Source organism: Sphingomonas sp. PP-CC-3A-396 (assembly GCF_004343105.1).
GTDB lineage: Bacteria > Pseudomonadota > Alphaproteobacteria > Sphingomonadales > Sphingomonadaceae > Sphingomonas.
Genome location: NZ_SLYF01000008.1, coordinates 151,770 through 165,674 on the forward strand (window position 1 = coordinate 151,770; position 13,905 = coordinate 165,674).

Genomic DNA, 13,905 nt, shown 5'->3' on the forward strand with positions numbered 1-13,905 from the left:
AATCGTTCTAGCCGCACCCCGCGGAGCCGTACGTCGACGGTTCCGCGCGAGGCTTCGTGGTGGCGACCCCTTCGGCTGTCGTACCTGCGCGGCATGATCCTGGTGTTTGTCAGGTGCCTTATCCTGGATGAACTCTTAGCGAAAATTTACCAACGGTTTACCCAGCGGCCTTACTTCTCAGGTCGTGGGCCAACCTTAACCGGCGGGTAATCTGGGTCCATGGCATGAGAAGGTTTGTTGCATGATCGCCTTGGATCACCAGGAAAATTTTGGAAATTTGGGTACAGCTGTGGAGCTGCCCGATTTCGATCGCAGGCAACTCCTCGCGTTTCTCTCCAGCGCGCCCATTCTGGCATTGGGGGGCTGTGGTGGCGGGAGCGGCGCAGCACCGGCCACCGATAGCGTAACGGTCGTGCCTGCTTCCGCCGCTGCGCCGGTCGCGACGCCAGCAGCGGTGGTGACACCGGCCCCATCAACGACTCCAGCGAGTTCATCGTCCAGCCTGTTTTCCGCGCAGTCGGCCTGGAACGCGACGCCGGTCAATCCCGTACTCGGCAGTGATACCCTGCCGAGCGCCAATCAGACCCCGTGGGTCGAGGAAGGCGCATACTCCTCCAAGATCTTCCGCGCGGTGGCCAGCGACAGTCCGATGACCGTCACCACCGACGATATCGCCAACCAGCTCGAAGCGGGCACCGTGACGATCCCCCGGTTTCCCGCAGCGACCATGCCGGCGACGGGGCAGGATGGCCATTGTGAGATCCTGGACACGATCGACGGTACGCTTCACAGCTTTTACCAATTGCGTAAAACAGCCGGTAGTTGGCACGCAGGCAAGTATGCGCGGACATCGTGGCAGGGCAGCGGTTGGGGCACGGTCGCCAATCCGGACAATGTGCGCGCGGCTGGTTGCTCGACGGCCGGTGGCCTGTTGCTCGCGTCCGAACTTGGTCTCGACATCGTGCCGCACGCGCTTGCGATCGGGATGGACAAGAACGCCTTCATGCCAGGACCGATCTGGCCGGCGACCCTCGAGGATTATACCGGGGCAACCACCTATAAGGGTGTGGCGGGGCAGCGTTTCCCGATGGGGGCGCTTCTCATGCTCCCAGCCAGTTTCGACGTCGACAAGCTGGGCCTCGCGGAATCGAGGGCGATCGCTCGGACGTTGAAGAAATATGGCGGGTATATCGTCGACGCGACGGTCGGGTCGATGAACATCTACGCCGAGACCGGCAGCGGCTGGAACAAGAGCATGGTCGACGGCAAATACACCGCCGCGTTCAGTCCCGACATGCAGGCGATCAAGGCCGCGATTCGTCAGGTCGTGTCGCAGAGCGGCTATCTGGACCGGGATGGCACGCCGTTCACGCCGACCCCGTTCCGCGCGATGAACCTGCTGTCGATGCGCGGTCTTTGGCAGAGCTATAATGGTTCGAAGGTGTTCGGCCGGTACGATGCGGCGGCTGACCTCTACCAAGCCGAGGCGACCGCCGACGCCCGCACCATACGACAGATTCTCTACACGCACGACGAGAACGATCCCGACCGCTTCAAATGGAAGAAGCAGAGCTGGAACCTCAACCCAGAGCCGGGTGCGAAATACAGCGTTCGCGCGATCGGTAACGGTGACATCATGGCGACGCTCAGCGTGAAGAAGAGCGACTACAAAGCCAATTACGGCACGACCGGAAAGCTGGCACCCGGACAGTCGGCGACGTTCACATGGCCTACCGATTCGGGCACCGTTACCGAAATCTATCTCGACAAGCCCGCCGGCGCCGCGGCCAACATCCGGCTCGATTTGGTCAAAGCCTGAGCTAAGTCCAGCGGGCTGCAGGGGAGGGCGGTGACATCCAGCGCCTGACGGTTGCAGCGTAGCCGCGCCCGCCGCTTCACTTTCCGGGAACGGGTATCGGCAGGGTTTCCAGTCCTCCAGATTTCGGACCACTTGGGCGGACGTCTAAGTCGTCTGCATCCGTGACGTCGGGGTGACGCAAGGCATCGCTTTCTTTGTAGCGTTCGCGGAGGGGATGCGTGGCGAACAAGACTGGCCAAGCGGGCTTCGGCGTTGTCACCATACTGGTAAGTTGCGCTGTGAAGCCGAGAAAAAAGTTTGATATGTGTTACATAGGCTCAAGAAGCCGTTTCAGAGCGGAGTCGGTATGGTGCCGTTAACCCGGCGGCGTGCATGGAAGCACAACCCGGCGGCGCGTAACCTGACGACGGTGCCTTCTTTGGGACAATTTACTACCACGAGGAATCACGGATGGGTCTGTTGCGTGCTATCTGTTCGATAGCGATTATCATATCCGCGTTGGTGGGCTACCGGCTGTACAGCAGCGGCGTTTCGATCTGGACGCTGGTCCCGCTGATGGTCGGCGTTGCTGCCCTGCTCGCGGTCGTACCCTTCGTCGCAAATACACGCCCACGGCGGACCCGCGTGATGAACGCGTGTCTGGTCTTTGCCGTCGGGGGTGGCGTTTCGTCCGTTCTCGCAATCGCGTCGCATCTGACGGCGACCAGCGTCCTGTCAGCGATATTTCCGCTGTTCGGACTCGCCTTGTCGGGCTGGGCATACCGGACCCGGGGTCGCTATCGCGTCGCGCGGTATGCAAACTATTACCAGGAATAGTCGGTCCAGTTGAGGATCGCAGACTGTCCGACACGTCGGGAGGCCAGTGGAAACTGGCCAAGGTCTGCAGGCCCGCGTCAGCGTAAGATTGGCGCATCGAAGTGCGGCCAGTACATCTGATACAGTTCGGTGCCGACGCCGCATCACCGCCACGTCAGCGCGAGGCGCCGTGGCACTGATCGCGCTCGGGTCAATTCAGGGTGCCCTGCCAGGCCGGAACGGGATATGCCGTGCAGGTCGCGGCGAACTGTATTCAATCGTGCTCGTCACACGTGTTCGCCGCGACAATGCGTCAAAATGGGACCCGCGGGGGATTGATTACCGCATGGGGCAGTGGCAAATCACACCAATCGCAGCGGGTTGAGCTTTCCCAAGACGCCTCCCCGCTGCGGTGTCACCCTTGATTGACTCGTCCTTGGTCGCTGCGTCGTCGCCGGCCTCTTGAGCTAGGCCTTGACCAGTTCCAACCGGATGCTTGCCGTTGCACCGGCGGGCTTGTCGACGAAGATTTCCGTCACGGTCGCCGGATCGGTCGGCCAGGTGAACGCCACGGAACCACCGGGCGCAAGCTTGGCGGTCGCCGCATATCGTTTGAAACTCTTGCTGTTCACCGCGAGCGTGGCCGTTATGTCGCCCGCGCCGATCGCTTTCACGAGATACCGCACGCCGGGTTCTGGGTTGAGGTTCCAGCTTTGTTTCTTGTACCCGAACCGGTCGGCCTCATCATGTGTGTTCAATACCTGGCGGACGGTGCGCGGCTCGGCGGTCGCCTCGGCCTGGAACAGATCGGTCGCCGCATCATACTTACCGAACGACTTTGACCCGTTATAGCTCTGCCACGGCCCGCGCATCGACAAGAGGTTCATCGAGCGGAACGGCGTGGGCGTGTAGGGCTTGCCGTCGCGATCGAGGAAACCGTCTTGCGCCAATAGCTGGCGCAATCCCGCCTTGATCGCCTGCATGTCGGGACTGAACGCAGCCGCGTACTTGCCGTTGACGTAGCTCTTGTTCCAACCGCTGCCGATCTCCGCGTAGAAGTTGAGCGAACCGACCGTCGCGTCGACGATATACCCGCCGTATTTTTTCAGCGTGCGGGCGATCGCCCTCGATTCCGGCAGGCCGAGTTTGTCGACGTCGAAACTAGCGGGCAGCATTAACAGCCGGCCCATCGGGAAGCGTTGCCCCGGCACGCCCTTGTACGTGGTCGCGCCGGTATAGTCCTGTAGCGTTGCCGGCCAGACCGGCCCCGACAGGAACGCGTTTTTATCCATGCCGATCGCCAAGGCGTGCGGCACGATATCCAGTCCCAGCTCGGACGCGAGCAGAAGGCCGCCGGCCGTCGAGCAGCCAGCCGCGCGCACATTGTCTGGATTGGCCACCGTGCCCCAGCCACTTCCCTGCGCGGACGTACGGGCATATTTCCCCGCGCGCCATGTCCCCGCGGTCCGACGCAGTTGGTAAAAGCTGTGCAGCGTACCGTCGACCGGGTCCAGGATCTCGCAATGGCCATCCTGACCGGTCGCCGGCATGGTCGCTGCCGGAAACCGCGGGATCGTCACCGTACCGGCCTGAAGCTGGTTCGCGATGTCGTCCGCAATGACGGTCATCGGGCTATCGTTTGCCGCGGCGCGGAAGATCTTGGACGAGTATGCGCTCTCTTCGATCCAGGGAACCTGCTTCGCGGTCGGCAGGGTGGCGATGCGGAGCTTCTCGAGGCTCCACGCCAGCAGAATGAAGCTAAGCCCGACCAGCGCGTTGATGCCGCGCCCGGACGCTCCAAACAGGAGGAGGCCAAGCACCAGGCCCCCGATGAAGGCGACCGCGGCATGGACGGTGCGTAGGCCGCTCATGCGGATAGCTTAGGATTGGAGGGGCCTAGGATGCCGGTGCACGTCGGCGTCGCACCCACGGCAACCGCCATCCAGTAGGCGAGGATCCGCAGGTCGATGCCGATTACCTCGTGCAACACCATGGCGGTTGACAGCGAGATCTCCTCGACGTCGGCCTCGATCATCGTGAGGCTCTCGATCCGGCGAGACAGGCTCACCGGTGGATCGCTCTCGATCATCATCGCGACTTTCTCGATCGTTAGCCCGACCTCTTCGCGACGGAGGCGAATGTATGTGCCGGGGCTAATCGAAGGCGCGCCGATCACCGCAGCCAGCGCCGCGGGGGAGGGGGCGACGGTCATGCCGGCAGCCGTCGATCGAGATTAGCAGTGGCCGCGACATCTACGCGATCGATTGCGTCGAGCAGGTGGCACATGCCGATCGGCAGATGCTCATCACCGGCCTGCGTCAGCGCCTGCAGGGCAATCACAGTCTGATGCAGTGAGCTTGAAATGTTCGTGAGAGCTTCGCGTCGATCGGGCATGACAAATTGTCCAGGCAGCAGTTTCCCGCCCCGTTAATCGCGTTGATCAGCGGGCGGGCTTGGTGGGCGACGATGTCGGTTGTTCGGTGGCTTGACCGTCAAAACACAGGTTTAGGGCGGAGCTTCCGAAGGCTGGCTAATTCTCGCGAGCTGGTAACGAAGCTTTGCTGTCGCGCGTTCAAGATCTGCGACGTGTTCCAGAGCAGCCTCTGCCTCGCGGGGCGTTACCTTGGCACCGCCTTCGCCGGTGCCGGCGAGTGCGTCGGACACCGCACGGGAGACGTCGCCAAGTTCGACGCTTAGCGCCATGACGCCTGTTCGCAGACACGGTTCAACGCCGTCCTGGTCGGGCAGCATGATCACAACGGCGCCAAGGATGCCTGCCATCGTGTTCAAAATGTGTGGGTGGCCATTCTCGTTCGCGCCAATCGCGTCAATCCGGACCGCATCACGAACCGAGATGCTCGCACGGTCGAATTTCGAACAATACCCACCATGCATACCGTTATCGCCGCTCGCCCGCCCGCACCGTACATGGGCGGCAAGCGCAACCTCGCGACGCGCCTGTGTGCGCTGATCGATGCCACCCCGCACAAAGCCTATATCGAACCGTTCGTCGGCATGGGTGGTGTCTTCCTTCGTCGATCGCGCCGGCCGGCGGCCGAGATCATCAACGACCTGTCCGGCGATGTCGCCAACCTCTTCCGCATCGTGCGCCGGCACTATCAGCCGTTGGTGGACGAGCTGGCCTTCCTGCCTGCCAGCCGGGACGAGTTCGACCGTCAGATGCGGCTTGATCCGGATGCGTTGACCGACATCGAGCGCGCGGTCCGCTTCCTATACGTCCAGCGCCTGGCGTTCGGCGGCAAGGTGCACGGCCGGACGTTCGGAGTTCGGAAGGGTCAGTCGTCCCGCATCCAGCTTGGCCGTCTGCGCAGCGAGCTGCAGGCATTGAGCCGACGGCTCGAGCCGGTGACGATCGAGCGCCTGCCGTACCAGGACATCATTCGTCGCTACGATCACGCCGGCGCGCTGTTCTACCTCGATCCGCCCTATGATGAGACGACCGGCTACGGCGTCGAGTTCGGTCGGGCTGATTACGTTGAAATGGCCGCCCAGCTGGCGACTATCGCCGGCGAGTTCATCATGTCGATCAACGACACGCCCTTCATCCAAGAAACCTTCAAGGCATTCTCGATCGAGGAAGTCGAAACGACCTGGACGGTTTCGCGCACAGCCGCTGATCGCACCGCCAAGGTCACTGAGCTGATCATCCGCAACAAGGCGACCTGATCATCTTCGTGCTTTCGAGTAGCTATTCCGGTGCCGGTACCGGGGTATCGGATACCCGAAAGCGGGGTACATGGCCTGCTGAAACCCGCGGAAATGCGTCATTGCGGCGGAGGGGTTCTCCGCCGCTATCGAACGACATGCATTACCGTTATGGCGTCGAGGATGCTCAAATGGACCCCTCGTTGGCTAATGCTTCGCGCTCAGGAGCTTAGGAAAGCATGGTGGAGATTCGCACGGCCAAGGGCCGAAGGTGTTCTGATAGTGGCACTGACTCCAGCGAACCAAATCGTATTGGTTCACCATACTTATAGCGAGGGTTGGCATCTACCGGGCGGCGGTAAGAAGCGGAATGAGCTGCCCCCCGAAGCCGGGCTTCGGGAGTTGCGGGAAGAGATCGGTCTACGCTCGCTATCAAGGATGGACGTCGGTCCTACCGAGTCAATGATGTTGTCAGGACGGCAAGTGCTTCTGACACTGTTCGTCGTCCACGACGTTATTTTCGATGCCAAGCCGAATCTCGAAATAGCTAAAGTTCAAGCATTCGATCTAGACAAGCTCCCGCGAGATTGCGATATGGCCCGGCACTGCATCAATACCCTACAGAGGATTGAACCCCAGATCCTGAAGCAATCGGGTATCGGGAGCCCTACAGTGGGTATCTGACCCGCTGCAATATCCAGAATAAGGTCACTGCGGCAGAGGGCTTCGCCGCCGCGTACACCGTCAGTTAAGTCGCAGCTGCCGCCTACAATGGCGACCCTGTTTGCCAGACACCCAGCCGTAAAGCCAAGCGCGTTTTAGGTTTGGAGCTAGCCGTTCATCGTACGGGCAGTCGTCTAGACTACCTTCAGCCGTACGGCTGCTAGTCAATCCCGCCTCGAAGCTTCGCTCCGTCATTCGCTCGATGCCCTGCATGGCGACTTTTCGTAGCTCGCACCCAGACGTTTGCTTAAACCTTGGTCAAGATTGTAAAAAACGCTGACATCCGCCGAGGGGAGAATCCCACGCCTAAAAAGGGGGTATCCATCCCGCCCTAAGCCGCGGAAAACCGTTTGTGCGGCGGAGGGTTTCTCCGCCGTAAACACGAAAGGGTCGGACTAAGAAATCGAGTTTCCGTCGAAAAGCAGTGGTCGCAACACCCTCTCGATTTCATGACATGCCTCTGCGGTATCCTCATCCACTTCGTTCTTCGCGCCCCCCGCGGTACCGTAGCCGGTCCAAAGCGCTCGTCCGAGTTTTGCAGCTACGTCTTCCTCCAATATGGAGTAGGCCGCTCGAACCTGCGCAGCCGCGGCAACGGTTCCACGCTGTCTCCATAAATTTTGTAATTGGACCTCCAGGGAAGACCCAAAGAAGGATCGAGCTTTCGGCATGACCGCCCAAAGCTCGTCCCACTCCCGCTGATCATCCGCGAGTCGGTTGAGGGCTACCTGCCCTGAGATAGCGCGCTGACGCGCTTGCCCATTCAATTCGTCAAACCAGTCTGACTGTTCGAGTTTCAGATGAGTTTCAGCTCGGATAAGTTCAGCGTTACCCATGTAGCCTTCCCGCACGTGCTTAAGCGATCTTCGAACCCGATATACTACGTCAAGTATGTGTTCGGCAGTATCCAGCCTTCTTCCTGCAATTGCCTGTTTGCGCCAGATGTTGAACGCGTCCGAACCTTTGTAAGCGACGAACACGATTGCCCCAGCTTGCGCAAAGCCCGCCCAAGCCTGCATCCAATTGCCGGTTGCTGCCCAGTCAATTTGCAAAAATAATCCCCCTATTTTGAACGATGCGAAGTCGCATACAGGAGAGTTTTATGCTGACCAACGCCGCGGTTAAAGCCGCGCGGCCGCGCGCGGCCGCCTACAAGCTGTTCGACCAGGGCGGCTTGCACCTCTACGTCGCGCCGACCGGTAGGAAGTCCTTCCGAATCAAGTTCCGGTTTGGCGGCAAGGAGCTGCTGCTGACGATCGGCGCCGTTCCCGAAGTGTCGCTAGATGCTGCCAGGGCCCGATGCGACCAGGTCCGCGAGCTACTCGGCCGCGGCGAGGATCCACGGACTTGCGAGGTTTCGCAGACCGGCAAGGCTCGTGCTTTCGCCGACGTCGCGCGCCAGTGGCATAACCACATGCGCCCGCGGTGGACGGAGGTGCATGCCGGCGACGTCTTGGCGAGCCTCGAGCGCGACGTGTTCCCGGCGATCGGCGCGATGCCGATCGGCGCGGTCACCGTGCCGGTAATTCTGAACGCGCTGCGCGTCATCGAGGAGCGCGGCAGCTACGTCACCGCCAGCCGCGTCCGGCAGCGGATCTCGGCCGTATTTGCCTACGCAATGGCGCACGAACTGGCCGACCAGGATCCAGCGGCGATTGTCAGCCGGGTACTCACACCGCCAGCGCCGGCGCAGCATCATCCCGCATTGCTTGAGATCCAGGATGTGCGCGAGCTGCTCGCCGCGACTGAGCTGGTAGGCGTCGCGCCGGTGGTGAAACGCGCATCGCGATTCCTGGCACTGACCGCGGTCCGTTTCGCCGCGGTACGCGGCGCGCGGTGGGAGGAGATCGAGGATCTCGACGGCGCCGCGCCGCTATGGCGCGTGCCGGCCGCGCGGATGAAGCTGGCGGCAGCGAAGAAGCTCGATGGGAAGAACGATCATCTGGTGCCGCTGTCGCGCCAGGCGGTCGCTCTGCTGCGCGAGATCCGCGGAAATATGCATCAGAGCGATGCAAATATGCGCTGTGCGATCTTCGATTGCGGCGGCGGCCGGATGATCGGCGAGAAGTCGATCGGCGCGCTGTACGATCGCGCCGGTTTCGCGGGGCGCCATGTCCCGCACGGCTGGCGCGCGTCGTTCTCGACGGTGATGAACGAACGGGGCACGGACGGCGCCGATATCGAGCGGGCTCTGGCGCATTCGCCGAAGGACAAGGTGAAGGCTGCGTACGATCGTAGCGAGCGCCTTCAGCGTCAGCGCGACCTCTTCCAGGAGTGGGCGGATCTGTTGGTCGACCTCTGATCCAGCGCCGCATACGCGACGCAAGAAAAGAACAACGACTTTCGCACACTTCCCCCATCGACAGCCCGGGGCGGCGTAAGCCGCCTCGCTCCGACAGCCGGATCTTGGCGGTCGGGTCCTTGAGGCATGCCGTTTCGGCTTTGGGGGAATATCAAACTAGCGCCGGCTCCGCGATCAGCGGAGACGTTCCTTATTCCTCATACCTGAATGCAGGATAGAGCACATTTCATGTACTCGCGTTATCGAACGAAGAAGCCGCGCTAGCGAGAGCGGCGCGCAGGGGCGCGTATTGGACTTCGCGGGGCGCGGAGGGCGCACCAGGCGCTACTGCGGCCGGGACGGCGCCCAGGCGGCGTAGCTTAGCCACCAGGATCTGCATGTACCGCTGCCACGTTCGAGGGGCCATGCTTCGCCGGTGGTCAAAGTAATACGCGTTCGACGTCTGCTCGCGCTGGGGGGCGAACTCGCCTTCGTTGTTCGTCCTGATGCTACGGCGCACCCAGTCAAGGAAGCCGCGGGCCTTCAGCCGCTTCGCCGCCTCGATCGCGGCATTGCGGCTGCAGACTGCCCACGCGGCGATCGTGTCATACGACGGGAAGAGGGCACCGGTCGCGAAGTCGATCTTCGAAAGCAACGCCTCGAGGACTGTGACGTCGATACGCGTCAGCCGTTCGTCGGCGCGCGCGATCGTCGCGTCTAGGCGCTCGATCTCGTGGCGCAGCGTTGCCGGCCGACCGATCGGTGCCTGCCCCTGATCGATCAGCGCCGCTAGCTCAGCTGCCAGCCTGTCGCGCAGCTCGCGGACCTCACGCAGCTTCCTATTGGGTAATTCCTTCCAGTCCTGCCGGCGCTGTTCCTTGACGGTCTGGATGAGCGCTTGGGCGTGGATCAAGCCCTGGGCGTGCGATCCGTCGCCGACCTTCTTCCATGGCTGCGCGCGCAGATCGTCGACGTCGTAGCTAAGGCGCCGCGGGACACGACGGCCTTCGCCATGATCGGGACCGCGTGACTTCTCGGCGAATCGCGCGCTCGTGCCGCGAATAAGATTGCGGACGGCGTGACCGGTTGGCGCACCTTCACCGGCGCGCATCACGCCGCACCTGCTACTGCGCGGCGCGCTCCGCCAGCTGCTGAGCTGGTTGAAGGTCGACTATGAGTAAGTCGGCCCAAGTCTGCGCGATGACGCGTCGACGTGGCATGTACATCGCTCGGTTGTACTCCGCTTCCGACGCGGACATTCCAGCCGGAAGATGCGCCAGCATCAGATCGATCACGCCGCGGTCGCCGGTTCGGTCCTCGGCTGCCGCCAGTTCGTTCATCACAGTCGAGAACGTCGCTCGCCAGCCGTGAGGAACGTGTCGACCGCGTTGACCCGCATCCCGGTATAGCTTCGACAGCGTATTGTCGCTGAGTGGGTTCTTCGGATTGCTGACGCTGGGGAAGAGCAGGGGCCCGTTCCCGAAGCGCTGCAGCGCCACGCGTACGACCTGCACCGCCTGCGTCGATAGCGGAATTACGAACTCGAAGTCGGCGTCGTTCTTGCGCTCGACGGTCAACTTCATCTTCTCCGCGGGTACCCGCCAGATAGGCGACGTCGAATCGAGCCCCTCGAATTCCCGCGGCGACGCCATCCGTATGACCCCAGGCCGAGCCGCCGTCAGCGCGAGCAGGCGCGAAGCCAGCTTCGTCGCCGGGAAGGCGTCCATTGCTTCGACCTTGGCCAGCACCGCCGTTGCTTCGCTCGCCAATCGCACCGCTGGTCGACGTCCCTTGACCATCGGTAACAACGCCGGCTTCACGACGTGCGCAGGGTCGGTCTCCGTCAAACCAGCGCCGATCGCGTACAGGAAGATCTCCGACATGTGCTGGCGCAGCCGGTGCGCGGTCTCGATAGCCGCTCGTTCCTCGACCGCCCGTAATGCTTTCAGCACCATCGGCACGGTTATCGAACCGATTGGCACCTTGCCTAGCGCCGGGAAGATGTCCTTTTCCATGCTCGCAAGCGCCTTCGAGGCATAGCGAGGCGACCAAGTCGGCGTCTGCGCGGTGTGCCAGGCGCGCGCTATCGGTTCGAACAGCCGGAGCGATTCGGCGGTCACCGTAGCCTCTCGCTGTTTCCGCTCGATCGCTGGATCGATCCCGGCCCGCAGCAGCAATCGCGCCGCGTTTCGCATTTCCCGAGCGTCCTCGAGCGATACGTCCGGATAACCGCCGAAGGTCAGCCGCTTCTCCTTGTTGCCGAATCGATACTTCATTCGCCACGATCGGAAGCCGGTGGTCGTGACGAAGAGATACAAACCGCGCGCGTCGGCAAGCTTTTGCGGCTTCTCGGCTTTGCGTGCATTCCGACACTTCGCGTCGGTCAGCATACGGTGCCCCTAAGCCGGAAAATCGGTGTCCCCAAAGTGCCCCCGCTTGCGACCGAATGCCCCTGAATTGCTCCGAACTGTCGCGAACTTCAAATGTGAGGATTTCCGCGGGCTTGCAAGCCTCCGCGGGCTTCTCGGCACCCTCGCGAACGAGAAAATGGCTCCCTGAGTAGGATTCGAACCTACGGCCACTCGATTAACAGTCGAGAGCTCTACCGCTGAGCTATCAGGGAACGTTGCCGGAGGCGGCTCTATAAACGGCCAGTCGGACGATGCAAGCGGGTTTCTCCGCAAAAATGCAATGTGCGCGATAAACCGCGGTCAGGAGACGAACTGTTCCATCGTGATCCGGTCGTCGAGCGCGTGCTCGGGATCGAACAGCAGCGTCAGTTCGCGCGCGCGGTCCATGCAGATGTCGACCTGCGCGACGTCGCGGATCTCGCGCTGGTCGGCGACCGCGGAGACGGGACGCTTGCCGGGATCGAGCACGCGGATGCCGATGCGAGCCTTGTCGGGCAGGATCGCACCACGCCAGCGCCGCGGGCGGAACGGGCTGATCGGGGTCAGCGCGATCATCCCCGAACCCAGCGGCAGGATCGGACCATGCGCGGAGAGGTTGTACGCGGTCGAGCCCGCGGGGGTGGCGACGAGGATGCCGTCACAGGCGAGTTCGGGCAGGACGATGCGGTCGTTCACCGTCACTTCGAGGTTCGCGGTCTGCCGGGTCTCACGCAGGAACGACACCTCGTTGATCGCGGGAAGCGTGTGGGTACGTCCGTCGACGCCGAGCGCGGTCATGCTGAGCGGGACGACCTTGAACGGTTTTGCACGCTCCAGACGGTCCGTGAGACCGTGGTGGCGCCATTCGTTCATCAAGAAGCCGACCGTGCCGAGGTTCATTCCGAATACCGGCACGGGCGGCTTGCGGCGCTCCAGCATCGCGTGAAGCGTTTGGAGCATGAAGCCGTCGCCGCCGAGCGCGATGATCACGTCGGCATCCTCGACAGGCACCCAGTCGGCCATGTCGGCGAGCTGGGCCTCGGCGGCACGAGCAGGCGGGGTGTTGGACGCGACCAGCGCCCGCCGCTCGTATCGGCTCATCCGCCGGTGACGCTCATGTGGCGCGCGACGGCGGGCCCTTCGCCCTGGCCGATGCGGAAGTCGTGCGCTTTCGGCTTGGCGAATAGGCCAGCGTCGATCGCCTCGTCGAGACCAGCAGTGCCGCCCTCGCGCAGGGCCGCTTTAAGATCGACCTGATCGTCATGGCCGAGGCACATGTAGAGCTTGCCTTCGGTGGTCAGGCGGACGCGGTTGCAGCCGTCGCAGAAATTGGCGGTCAGCGGCGAGATCAGCCCGAGCCGCGTGCGCGTGCCGTCGACATTCCAGTAGCGTGCCGGGCCACCGGTCTTGTGTGCATCGCGGGCGAGCGTGAACTGCTGGCCGAGGTCTTCGAACACCTTGGTCAGCGGCAGGAAGCGGTCGGTGCGGTCCTCGTCGATCGCGCCGAGCGGCATTGTCTCGATCAGCGACAGGTCGAAGCCCTCGTCGCGGCACCAAGCCAGCATCGGCGCGATCTCGTCCTCGTTGAAGCCCTTCAACGCGACCATGTTGATCTTGATTGCCAGCCCAGCGTCACGCGCCGCGTAGATGCCGCCGATCACCTGCGACACGTCGCCGTAGCGGGTGATGTAGCGGAAGCGCTCAGGGTCGCGGCTGTCCATGCTGACGTTGACGCGGCGGATGCCCGCATCGACCATCGCCTCGGCATGCTGTGCGAGGCGCGTGCCGTTGGTGGTCATCGTGAGCTCTTCGAGACTCCCCCCTTGTCCATTGGCGCCGATGTTGTGGCCTAACCGCTGGACCAGTTCGGCAACATCGCGCCGCACGAGGGGCTCACCGCCGGAAAGACGGATCTTGGTCACGCCGCGTGCGATGAAGCGCTCGGCGATGATCGCGATCTCTTCGAGGCTCAACAGCTTCGATCGCGGCAGGAACGTCATCTTCTCCGACATGCAGTAGCGGCAGCGCAGGTCACAGCGATCGGTGACCGAAATCCGCAGATACTTGATCGTACGACCATGCGTGTCGCGCAACGGCTTCTGGTTGAGGGCGGGCGCGAGCGTCATGCCTTCAGAGCTAGGACCGGACTGTCCGGGGAACAAGGCCGGATCGGATGGTAGTGGATTGGCGGGGGGCGATACGCCAGCTAGGCTCGCACCGATGGAGCAGGG

Annotated in this window: 14 protein-coding genes and 1 tRNA gene; 5 read left to right on the top strand and 10 right to left on the bottom strand. The window is 62.6% G+C overall.

Going from position 1 to position 13,905, the window contains the following annotated elements; all coding sequences use genetic code 11:
• Positions 1-412 precede the first annotated feature (412 nt).
• Together C8J40_RS16190 and C8J40_RS16195 are read left to right on the top strand one after the other, a co-directional pair.
• The gene (locus C8J40_RS16190) at positions 413-1,819 is read left to right on the top strand and encodes a hypothetical protein (protein ID WP_165911484.1); all 1,407 of its coding nucleotides are present in this window, start codon (positions 413-415) and stop codon (positions 1,817-1,819) included.
• 501 nt (positions 1,820-2,320) lie between these two features.
• On the top strand, positions 2,321-2,635 hold the full coding sequence (locus C8J40_RS16195; RefSeq protein ID WP_165911485.1) for a hypothetical protein: 315 nt from the start codon (positions 2,321-2,323) through the stop codon (positions 2,633-2,635).
• Positions 2,636-3,081: 446 nt separating this feature from the next.
• Here C8J40_RS16195 and C8J40_RS16200 read toward each other — a convergent pair whose 3' ends face one another.
• From C8J40_RS16200 to C8J40_RS16215, 4 genes are all read right to left on the bottom strand, one after another.
• The gene (locus tag C8J40_RS16200; RefSeq protein ID WP_132897886.1) at positions 3,082-4,485 is read right to left on the bottom strand and encodes a hypothetical protein; all 1,404 of its coding nucleotides are present in this window, start codon (positions 4,483-4,485) and stop codon (positions 3,082-3,084) included.
• Positions 4,482-4,826 carry a helix-turn-helix transcriptional regulator gene (locus C8J40_RS16205; RefSeq protein ID WP_132897887.1) on the bottom strand — a complete coding sequence of 115 codons (345 nt, stop codon included), beginning with the start codon at positions 4,824-4,826 and terminating at the stop codon, positions 4,482-4,484. Before C8J40_RS16205 ends, C8J40_RS16200 begins: the two co-directional genes overlap by 4 nt.
• Entirely contained in the window at positions 4,823-5,008 is a 186-nt protein-coding gene (locus tag C8J40_RS16210; protein ID WP_132897888.1) for a hypothetical protein, read from the bottom strand. Before C8J40_RS16210 ends, C8J40_RS16205 begins: the two co-directional genes overlap by 4 nt.
• Positions 5,009-5,119: 111 nt before the next feature.
• On the bottom strand, positions 5,120-5,395 hold the full coding sequence (locus C8J40_RS16215) for a hypothetical protein (RefSeq protein WP_132897889.1): 276 nt from the start codon (positions 5,393-5,395) through the stop codon (positions 5,120-5,122).
• Between the two features lie 18 nt (positions 5,396-5,413).
• Here C8J40_RS16215 and C8J40_RS16220 point away from each other — a divergent pair, with 18 nt between their 5' ends.
• Both C8J40_RS16220 and C8J40_RS20415 read left to right on the top strand, forming a co-directional pair.
• The gene (locus C8J40_RS16220; RefSeq protein WP_347812482.1) at positions 5,414-6,301 is read left to right on the top strand and encodes a DNA adenine methylase; all 888 of its coding nucleotides are present in this window, start codon (positions 5,414-5,416) and stop codon (positions 6,299-6,301) included.
• A gap of 189 nt (positions 6,302-6,490) precedes the next feature.
• A complete protein-coding gene (locus tag C8J40_RS20415) occupies positions 6,491-6,964 on the top strand; it encodes an NUDIX domain-containing protein (protein WP_279432600.1) in 474 nt (157 codons plus the stop codon).
• A 434-nt stretch (positions 6,965-7,398) separates the two neighbouring features.
• Here the strand turns inward: C8J40_RS20415 and C8J40_RS16230 are convergent, their stop codons facing one another.
• The gene (locus tag C8J40_RS16230; protein ID WP_132897891.1) at positions 7,399-8,055 is read right to left on the bottom strand and encodes a hypothetical protein; all 657 of its coding nucleotides are present in this window, start codon (positions 8,053-8,055) and stop codon (positions 7,399-7,401) included.
• Between the two features lie 50 nt (positions 8,056-8,105).
• Here C8J40_RS16230 and C8J40_RS16235 point away from each other — a divergent pair, with 50 nt between their 5' ends.
• A complete protein-coding gene (locus C8J40_RS16235) occupies positions 8,106-9,305 on the top strand; it encodes an integrase arm-type DNA-binding domain-containing protein (RefSeq protein WP_132897892.1) in 1,200 nt (399 codons plus the stop codon).
• A 226-nt stretch (positions 9,306-9,531) separates the two neighbouring features.
• On the opposite strand, the gene C8J40_RS16240 is transcribed toward C8J40_RS16235, so the two are convergent.
• From C8J40_RS16240 to moaA, 5 genes are all read right to left on the bottom strand, one after another.
• On the bottom strand, positions 9,532-10,395 hold the full coding sequence (locus C8J40_RS16240; protein WP_132897893.1) for a hypothetical protein: 864 nt from the start codon (positions 10,393-10,395) through the stop codon (positions 9,532-9,534).
• Positions 10,396-10,408: 13 nt separating this feature from the next.
• Entirely contained in the window at positions 10,409-11,674 is a 1,266-nt protein-coding gene (locus C8J40_RS16245; protein WP_132897894.1) for an integrase arm-type DNA-binding domain-containing protein, read from the bottom strand.
• A gap of 158 nt (positions 11,675-11,832) precedes the next feature.
• A tRNA-Asn gene (locus tag C8J40_RS16250) sits at positions 11,833-11,907 on the bottom strand.
• 88 nt (positions 11,908-11,995) lie between these two features.
• Complete coding sequence (locus tag C8J40_RS16255; RefSeq protein ID WP_132738563.1) at positions 11,996-12,775, bottom strand: NAD kinase; 780 nt, start codon at positions 12,773-12,775, stop codon at positions 11,996-11,998.
• Positions 12,772-13,800, bottom strand: coding sequence for a GTP 3',8-cyclase MoaA (gene moaA / locus C8J40_RS16260; protein ID WP_132897895.1), 1,029 nt, complete (start codon positions 13,798-13,800; stop codon positions 12,772-12,774). The genes C8J40_RS16255 and moaA overlap by 4 nt, the downstream gene beginning before the upstream one ends.
• Positions 13,801-13,905 lie beyond the last annotated feature (105 nt).

What these genes read in the sequence shown, in the direction of transcription:
- C8J40_RS16205 (WP_132897887.1), bottom strand. Translation starts at nt 4,826, where the DNA reads ATGACCGTCGCCCCCTCCCCCGCGGCGCTGGCTGCGGTGATCGGCGCG.
- C8J40_RS16215 (WP_132897889.1), bottom strand. Translation starts at nt 5,395, where the DNA reads ATGGCAGGCATCCTTGGCGCCGTTGTGATCATGCTGCCCGACCAGGAC.
- C8J40_RS16235 (WP_132897892.1), top strand. Translation starts at nt 8,106, where the DNA reads ATGCTGACCAACGCCGCGGTTAAAGCCGCGCGGCCGCGCGCGGCCGCC.
- C8J40_RS16210 (WP_132897888.1), bottom strand. Translation starts at nt 5,008, where the DNA reads ATGCCCGATCGACGCGAAGCTCTCACGAACATTTCAAGCTCACTGCAT.
- C8J40_RS16240 (WP_132897893.1), bottom strand. Translation starts at nt 10,395, where the DNA reads ATGCGCGCCGGTGAAGGTGCGCCAACCGGTCACGCCGTCCGCAATCTT.
- C8J40_RS16245 (WP_132897894.1), bottom strand. Translation starts at nt 11,674, where the DNA reads ATGCTGACCGACGCGAAGTGTCGGAATGCACGCAAAGCCGAGAAGCCG.
- C8J40_RS16255 (WP_132738563.1), bottom strand. Translation starts at nt 12,775, where the DNA reads ATGAGCCGATACGAGCGGCGGGCGCTGGTCGCGTCCAACACCCCGCCT.
- C8J40_RS16200 (WP_132897886.1), bottom strand. Translation starts at nt 4,485, where the DNA reads ATGAGCGGCCTACGCACCGTCCATGCCGCGGTCGCCTTCATCGGGGGC.
- C8J40_RS20415 (WP_279432600.1), top strand. Translation starts at nt 6,491, where the DNA reads ATGCTTCGCGCTCAGGAGCTTAGGAAAGCATGGTGGAGATTCGCACGG.
- moaA (WP_132897895.1), bottom strand. Translation starts at nt 13,800, where the DNA reads ATGACGCTCGCGCCCGCCCTCAACCAGAAGCCGTTGCGCGACACGCAT.